The following is a 7459-nucleotide window of genomic DNA, read 5'->3' as shown; positions in this document are numbered from 1 at the left end:
GGGCGTCGGGGCGTCGGGGCGTCGGGGCGTCGGGGCGTCGGGGCGTCGGGGCGTCGGGGCGTCGGGGCGTCGGGGCGTCGGGGCGTCGGGGCGTCGGGGAATCCTCACCCACGCCCCCAACCCAACCTTGCCCCTGCCCCTGCCCCTGCCCCTGCCCCTGCCCCTGCCCCTGCCGAGTCCACCCGGCACAACCCGGTCCTGGCCAGTCCGGCCGACCCAACCCGGTCTAACCCGGACCACCCGGACCGCCCCCAAGACACCTAACCCCGCGACCCCCCGGCCTCCCAACCACCCCTCACAGCTCGTAAACCACCGTCACCGGCGCATGGTCCGACCACCTCTCCGCATGCGTCGCCGCCCGCTCCACGTACCCCTTCGTCGCCTTCCCCGCGAGCCCCGGCGTCGCGACGTGGTAGTCGATACGCCAGCCCGTGTCGTTGTCGAAGGCCCGCCCCCGGTACGACCACCAGGTGTACGGCCCCTCGACATCGGGGTGCAGGGCCCGCATGACGTCGACATACCCCCCGTTCCCCTCGGCGAAGACCTCGCCCAGCCACTCCCGCTCCTCCGGAAGGAAGCCGGAGTTCTTGGTGTTGCCGCGCCAGTTCTTGAGGTCGGCCTGCTGGTGGGCGATGTTCCAGTCGCCGCAGACGAGGACCTCGCGCCCCTCGGCGGCGGCCCGCACCCGCAGTTCCTTGAGGTGGGCGAGGAACGCGTCCATGAACCGGATCTTCTCGTCCTGCCGCTCCGTCCCGACCTCGCCGGAGGGCAGGTAGAGCGAGACGACCGTCACACCGGGCAGGTCGGCCTCGACGTACCGCCCGCTGCCGTCGAACTCCTCCGCCCCGAGCCCGACCCGCACCGCGTCGGGCTCACGCCGCGTGTAGAGGGAGACCCCGGCCCGCCCCTTCGCCGCGGCCGGCGCGTGCACGACGAACCACCCCTCCGGCGCCCGCACCTCCTCCGGCAACTGCTTCTCCTCGGCCCGCACCTCCTGGAGGCACAGCACGTCGGCGGAGGTCTCCGCGAGCCACTCCACGAACCCCTTCTTCGCGGCGGCCCGCAGCCCGTTCACGTTCACGGTGGTCACGGTGAACACAACACTCGCCTCTCGCTTCGCGGCCCCGTGACACCTTCACCCTGGTCACCGTCGGCCCGCGGGAACGATACCGGCACACTGGACCAAGCCCGGATAACCACCCACCCCTCTCCCTGCATAGAAGTACAGTGAATCGCATGAACATACGCCGCCTCTCCTTCGACCACCCCGACGCCGTCAAGCTCAACGACGAGGTCCAGGCCGAGTACCACGAGCGCTACGGCGACGGCGGCGACGCCACCCACCTGGACCCCGCCGACTTCCGGCCGCCCCAGGGCCTCTACCTCATCGCCTACGACGACTCCGACCGCCCCGTCGCCACCGGCGGCTGGCGCAGCCAGGACCAGAGCGACGAAGGGTACTCGGACGGCGACGCCGAGCTGAAGCGCATGTTCGTCATCCGCGAGATGCGCGGACTCGGCCTCGCCCGCCGCATCCTCGCCACCCTGGAGGACGACGCCCGCGCCGCCGGCCGCACCCGCATGGTCCTGGAGACCGGCACCGAGCAGCCCGAGGCCATCGCCCTCTACGTCTCCAGCGGCTACGAGCCCTGCCCGAAGTTCGGCTACTACCGCAACTCCAGTTCGAGCCGCTGCTACGCGAAGGCGCTGTAGCGGACGCTCAGGCCGACGCCGCGCCCGGACCGCCGCCCCGCCCGGCGGTCCGCCGCCGACCTCCGCACCGCCTCACCTGCCCGGTATCGGCACCCGGCGCCGCCCCGACCTCACCACTTCCCGCATCTCCCTCACCAGCTCCTCCCCTTCCCTTCTCTGCCGCTCCCTCTGCCTCTCCCGGTTTCCGGCCTGTACCCCTTCATCGTTCCGACCCCGCCGCCCGGTTCACAGATCCACGAATTTCCCCAAACTTTTTTCCGCAGCCCCTCCCCTCTCCCCCTCTCCCCTTCCCCCCTCTTCTCCTCATCCCCTCATCCCCGCAAGAACGCCAGCACCGCCAGCACCCTCCGATGCCCGTCCTCCGCCGGCGGCAGATCCAGCTTCGCGAGGATGGACCCGATGTGCTTCCCCACCGCCGCCTCGGACACCACCAGCTCCCGGGCGATCGCCGCGTTGGACCGCCCCTCGGCGACCAACGCCAGCACCTCCCTCTCCCGCGCGGTCAGGCGCGCGAGCGGATCCCGGCGGCGGCGCAGCAACTGCCGGACGACTTCGGGATCGACGACCGTCCCCCCGCCCGCGACCTCGGTGAGCGCGGCGACGAACTCCTCGACCTGCCCGACGCGGTCCTTGAGGAGATAGCCGACGCCGGCACCGTCCCCGGAGTCAAGCAGGTCGGCGGCGTAGGCGTGCTGGACGTACTGGCTGAGCACGAGCACCGGCAGCCCGGGCCGCTCCGCGCGCAGCAGGACGGCGGCGCGCAGCCCCTCGTCCTGGAAGCCGGGCGGCATCCGTACGTCGGTGACGACGACGTCGGGCGCGTGTTCCCGGACCGCGGCGAGCAGCCCGTCCGCGTCCCCGACGGCCGCGACGACCTCGTGCCCGAACCGCGCGAGCAGGGCGCCGAGCCCGTCGCGCAGCAGGACGCTGTCCTCGGCCAGGACGACCTTCAGCCCCACCGGCGTGTCCCCTCCCCCGTCAGCGCCCGGCGGCGCAGGGCAGCTCCGCCCGCAGCACGGTCGGCCCGCCCGCCGGACTGGTGAGCGCCAGTCTCCCACCGGCCACCGACACCCGGTCGGCGAGCCCGGTGATCCCGGTCCCGACGGCGCTGTCCGCCCCGCCGCGCCCGTCGTCACCGACCTCCACGACGAGCCGCGCGCCCCGCTGTTCGACCCGTATCCAGGCCCGCCCGGCGCCGCTGTGCTTGGCGACGTTGGCGAGCGCCTCCCGGACGACGAAGTACGCGGTGGCCTCGACGGCGTCGGGCAGCCGCCCGGGGAGCGCGCAGTGCGTGTCGACGGGTACGGATGAGCGGTCGGCGACGTCGGCGACGGCCACCGGCAGCCCGTGGTCGACGAGGACCCGGGGGTGGATGCCCTGGATCAGCTCGCGCAGTTCGGCGAGGGCCGCGCCCGCCTCCTCGTGCGCCCGCGCGAGCTGCGTCGCGAGGGGGCTGCCGGGCGGTGCGTCGAGGCGGGCGAGTCCGAGGGCCATGGAGAGGGCGACGAGCCGCTGCTGGGCGCCGTCGTGCAGGTCGCGTTCGATGCGCCGACGCTCGGCCTCGAAGGCGTCGACCAGGCGGGCCCGGGAGCGGGTGAGTTCGGTGACCCGTGCGCCGAGGTCGCTCGCGCGCCTGGTGACCAGCAGCCGGGTCAGCGCCCCGCGCGCGCCCGCGACGACGCCGATGACGTAGAGCCCGGCGGCCAGCAGCACGACGCCGCCCAGGCAAGCCGCGAACGCGGGGGGCCAGCCGGTGACCGTCCACACCTTGAGCACCTTGGTCTCGCGCCCGCCGCCGACCGTGCCGAACAGCACCGGCGCGGCGATCATCGTCAGGGGCCCGCCCAGCGCGAGGGCGAGCAGCACCGCTTCGGCCGGCCACCACAGGCAGGCCGTCAGCAGGGCGTGCCCCAGCTCCCGCCAGGTGGCTCGTTCCCGCGCGCGTACGGCCAGCCAGCCCCGCAGCCCCGGCACGGCGGGCTCGGCGTGTGCCCCGGGCGCCTCCTCCCGGTCGACGAGCCGCAGTCGGCGCCGCTCCAGCGCGGCCACGGGCAGGCCCGCGAAGGCGAGGCAACCGAGCAGCGGCAGCCCGAGGAGGACGACGGCGAGGACGCTCCCCGCCACCGCCAGCAGGGCCAGCCCCACCAGCACGAAGGCCCCGGTCACCGCGCCCGTCAGCAGGTACAGCACCGCCCGCCACGGCCACGGAGACAGCAGGTACCCCCGCCCGGCCAGGCCCTCCCACACATCGCGCGCACGCTCGTCCCGCCCCATGCGGATCACCGTAGAAGCGCCGCGCGACCCCGGCCATACGGCGGAACCGACCCCCTGGGGTATGCCTGGCCCTACCCCAGGTCTCGCCCCTGCCCCAGCGACCGCGTACGGCTCGCGGCGGTTTCGTGGAGCCATGACCTCGACGACTCCGCATCCGGACGGCGCCCTGCCCCGCCCCGCCGTCCAGCTGACCTCCGTGACCAGGCGGTACGGCGCCGGCGTGACAGCCCTCGACGGCCTTTCCCTCACGCTTCCCACCGGGTCCTTCACGGCCGTCATGGGGCCGTCCGGCTCGGGCAAGTCGACGCTGCTCCAGTGCGCGGCGGGGCTGGACCGGCCGACGTCGGGTTCGGTGCGGATCGACGGCACCGAGCTGACCGGCCTGAGCGAGCGGCGGCTCACGCTGCTGCGGCGCGCGCACATCGGCTTCGTGTTCCAGTCGTTCAACCTGCTGCCGTCCCTGACGGCCGCGCAGAACGTGGCCCTGCCGCTGCGACTGGCCGGGCGGCGTCCGTCGTCCGCGCGGGTGCGCGAGGTGCTCGCCCGGGTGGGGCTCGCCGACCGCGCGGGCCACCGCCCCGGCGAGCTGTCGGGCGGCCAGCAGCAACGCGTCGCCCTCGCACGGGCGTTGATCACCCGCCCGCGCGTGCTGTTCGGCGACGAACCGACCGGCGCGCTGGACTCGACGACCGGCCGCGAGGTGCTGCGCCTGCTGCGCGGGATGGTCGAGGCCGAGGGCCAGACGGTCGTCATGGTGACCCACGATCCGCTGGCCGCGTCGTACGCGGACCGGGTGCTGTTCCTGGTCGACGGCCGCGTGCACGGCGAGCTGGCGGGCGCGGGCGCGGGCGCGGAGACGATCGCGGCACGGATGGCGGCGCTGACGGCGGAGACGGCGGCGGAGCCGCCCCCAGGGCCCCGACGCGCGGGGCCTGACCCCCACGGCACAGCTCACCCCCATGGCACAGCTGATCCCCATGGCTCGGCTGATCCCCACAACGCACGCCCCAACCCCCAAGACACCCCCACAGCCCGCCAGGAGGCCCGCCCGTGTTGAGCCTCTCCCTCTCCGCCCTGCGCACGCGCTGGGTGACGTTCCTCGGCGCCTTCGTCGCCCTCGCCCCCGCCGTGGCCCTCCTCGTCGTCATGGGGCAGGCACTGGCCGCCACCCTCCAGGCGCCCGCGCCCACCCCCGAGCGCTTCGCGTCCGCGCCCGTCGTGGTGCGCGCCCAGCACACCCTGCGCGTCCCCACGCCGACCGGTGTCCGCACCGCGGAACTCGCCATCCCGCACCCCCTCTCCGCCGAAACCCTCACCGCCCTGCGCGCCGTCGGCCGCGTCACCGAGGACCGCTCCTTCCCGGTCCCCGTCACCGGCGGCCCCGCCGACCTCGTCGGCCACCCCTGGCCGACGGCGCGTTTCGCCTCGTACCGCCTCAACGAGGGGCATCCGCCGCAAAGTTCCCACGACGTCGTGGCAACCGGTAACTGGACCACCCTGGGCTCCCGACTCCGCACACCCCACGGCTCGTTCAGGGTCGTCGGCATCGCGGAGGACCTCGGTTTCGAACGCGCGGTCTTCTTCACCGGCGCCCAGGCAGCCGCCCTCTCCCCGCGGACCGTCCAGGCGGCCGTCGAGGCCGACGCGGCAGCCGTACACGCCGCGCTCGCGGGTACGGACGTCCAGGTCCTGACCGGCGCCGCCCGCGCCGAAGCCGACCCGGACACCGGCCGTCAGGCGGAGCAACTGACCGGCCTGAACGCCCTGTTCGGGACGGCGGGCGGCGTCACGGCGTTCGTGTCGGTCTTCGTCGTGGCCTCGACGTTCGCCTTCACGGTGGCCCAACGCCGCCGCGAGTTCGGCCTGTTACGCATGGCGGGCGCGACGCCGGGCCAGGTCCGGCGGACGGTCCTCGCCGAGGCCCTGCTGATCGGCGTCCTGGCATCTGCGGCGGGCTGCGCGCTCGGCGCGTACGCGGCACCGTACGCGGGCGCCCTGGTGGTCGACGCCGGTCTCGCCCCCGACCGGTTCGCCGTGGGAGGGCGGGCCTGGCCGTACCACGCGGCGTTCTGGACGGGCCTGACGGTCGCCCTGAGCGGTGCCGTCGCCGCGTCCTGGCGCGCGGGCCGCACCGCCCCGTCGCAGGCCCTGCGCGAGGCGTCCGTCGACACGGACAACCTGCCGAGGGGCCGCCGGCTCTGCGGGGCGGCCCTTCTGCTGACGGCGGTCGCGACCCTCGCGTACGCGCTGGTGGCCGATCCCGGCAACCTGCTGCACCGCAAGACGTACATCAGCCGCCCCATGCTGCTGATCACGGCGGTGGCCCTGCTGTCCCCCGCGCTGATCCGCCCGCTGGTCCGGCTGCTCTCCTGGCCTGCGACCCGCTTCCGGGGCGCTGTGGGCCTCCTCGCGCGTGAGAACGCGTCCGCCGCGCTGCGCCGCACCGCCTCCCTCGCGGCGCCCGTCCTGGTCACCGTCGCCCTGTCGGGTTCCCTCCTGGGCGCGCCCGCGACCCTCGCGGAGGCCCGCGCGCGGGAGGCGCGCCAGCAGACGGCCGCCGACTTCGTGGCCCTGCCCTCGGACCCCGCGTCGGCCGCGCGCCTGAGGGCCGTCCCGGGAGCCGACGTGTCCGCCTCCTCCTCCACCGTCCTGCACACCCTGGAGGACGGCGTCGCCCTGGTGAAGTCCGAGGCCCGCGCGGTCGATCCGGCCCTGCTGTCCGCCACCGCGCGCCTGCCGGTGACCGCGGGAAGGATCACCGACCTCGACGACCGCTCGATCGTCGTCACCGAGGAGTGGGCCCGCCACCGGGCCGGCGACGAGGTCCGCGTCTGGCTCGCGGACGGCACGCCCAGGACCCTGCGGATCGCCGCCGTCCTGGCCGTCGGCACAGGCGCGGGCGGCGCGTACGTCACCCCGGTGAACGCCCCCGGGGCGAGGGTCGACCGCGTCGACGTACGCGTGCGCGCGGGGGCCGACCGTACGGCGGTGGAGTCGGCGCTGCGCGCGGTGGACGGCGTACGGCTCCTCACCCGGGAGCAGTGGGTGACGGCCCAACGCCCGGCACCGAACCGTGCCGCGCGCGTGGGAGTCTTCCTCGTCCTGGGGATCGCCGTGCTCTACACGGCCGTCGCTCTGGTCAACACCCTGTTGATGGCCGCCTCCGACCGGGGCCGCGAGCTGAGGTCCCTGCGGCTGGCCGGCGCGACGCGCGCCCAACTCCTGCGCCTCACCGCCCTGGAGTCCCTGATCGTCGTCATCGCGGGGGCGTTCCTGGGCCTCCTGGTGACCCTCGTCGACCTCTCCGGGATGAGCGCCGCCCTGGGCCTGCTCTCCGCCCCGCCGGCCCTGTCCCCGCCCTGGGCGGCCCTCGGCGCGGCCACCGCCGTGTGCGCGCTGCTCGCGGTCGCCGCGTCGACGACGGCGCTGGCCACGCGGTCGGACCAGAAGCCGTGACGGGCCGAGGCGGGGG

At 75.0% G+C, this 7459-nt stretch carries 6 protein-coding genes; 3 read left to right on the top strand and 3 right to left on the bottom strand.

The genetic code is table 11. From position 1 onward, the window contains the following. Nucleotides 1-295: 295 nt before the first annotated feature. The gene (locus PV682_RS42285) at nt 296-1099 is read right to left on the bottom strand and encodes an exodeoxyribonuclease III (RefSeq protein WP_319737995.1); all 804 of its coding nucleotides are present in this window, start codon (nt 1097-1099) and stop codon (nt 296-298) included. A gap of 137 nt (nt 1100-1236) precedes the next feature. On the opposite strand from PV682_RS42285, the gene PV682_RS42280 reads away from it, so the two are divergent. Continuing rightward, a complete protein-coding gene (locus PV682_RS42280) occupies nt 1237-1713 on the top strand; it encodes a GNAT family N-acetyltransferase (RefSeq protein ID WP_319737994.1) in 477 nt (158 codons plus the stop codon). A gap of 311 nt (nt 1714-2024) precedes the next feature. Here the strand turns inward: PV682_RS42280 and PV682_RS42275 are convergent, their stop codons facing one another. Together PV682_RS42275 and PV682_RS42270 are read right to left on the bottom strand one after the other, a co-directional pair. Further along, a complete protein-coding gene (locus PV682_RS42275; protein WP_193555247.1) occupies nt 2025-2672 on the bottom strand; it encodes a response regulator in 648 nt (215 codons plus the stop codon). 19 nt (nt 2673-2691) lie between these two features. Continuing rightward, a complete protein-coding gene (locus PV682_RS42270) occupies nt 2692-3987 on the bottom strand; it encodes a sensor histidine kinase (protein WP_319737991.1) in 1296 nt (431 codons plus the stop codon). Nucleotides 3988-4120: 133 nt separating this feature from the next. Here PV682_RS42270 and PV682_RS42265 point away from each other — a divergent pair, with 133 nt between their 5' ends. Together PV682_RS42265 and PV682_RS42260 are read left to right on the top strand one after the other, a co-directional pair. Further along, nucleotides 4121-5044 carry an ABC transporter ATP-binding protein gene (locus PV682_RS42265; RefSeq protein WP_319737989.1) on the top strand — a complete coding sequence of 308 codons (924 nt, stop codon included), beginning with the start codon at nt 4121-4123 and terminating at the stop codon, nt 5042-5044. Then, entirely contained in the window at nt 5038-7443 is a 2406-nt protein-coding gene (locus PV682_RS42260; protein ID WP_319737988.1) for an ABC transporter permease, read from the top strand. Before PV682_RS42265 ends, PV682_RS42260 begins: the two co-directional genes overlap by 7 nt. Nucleotides 7444-7459 lie beyond the last annotated feature (16 nt).

It is taken from the genome of Streptomyces niveiscabiei (assembly GCF_033794345.1).
GTDB lineage: Bacteria > Actinomycetota > Actinomycetes > Streptomycetales > Streptomycetaceae > Streptomyces > Streptomyces niveiscabiei.
Note: the sequence above shows the minus strand (reverse complement) of the source record. Positions and strands in the feature narration are given on the sequence as shown.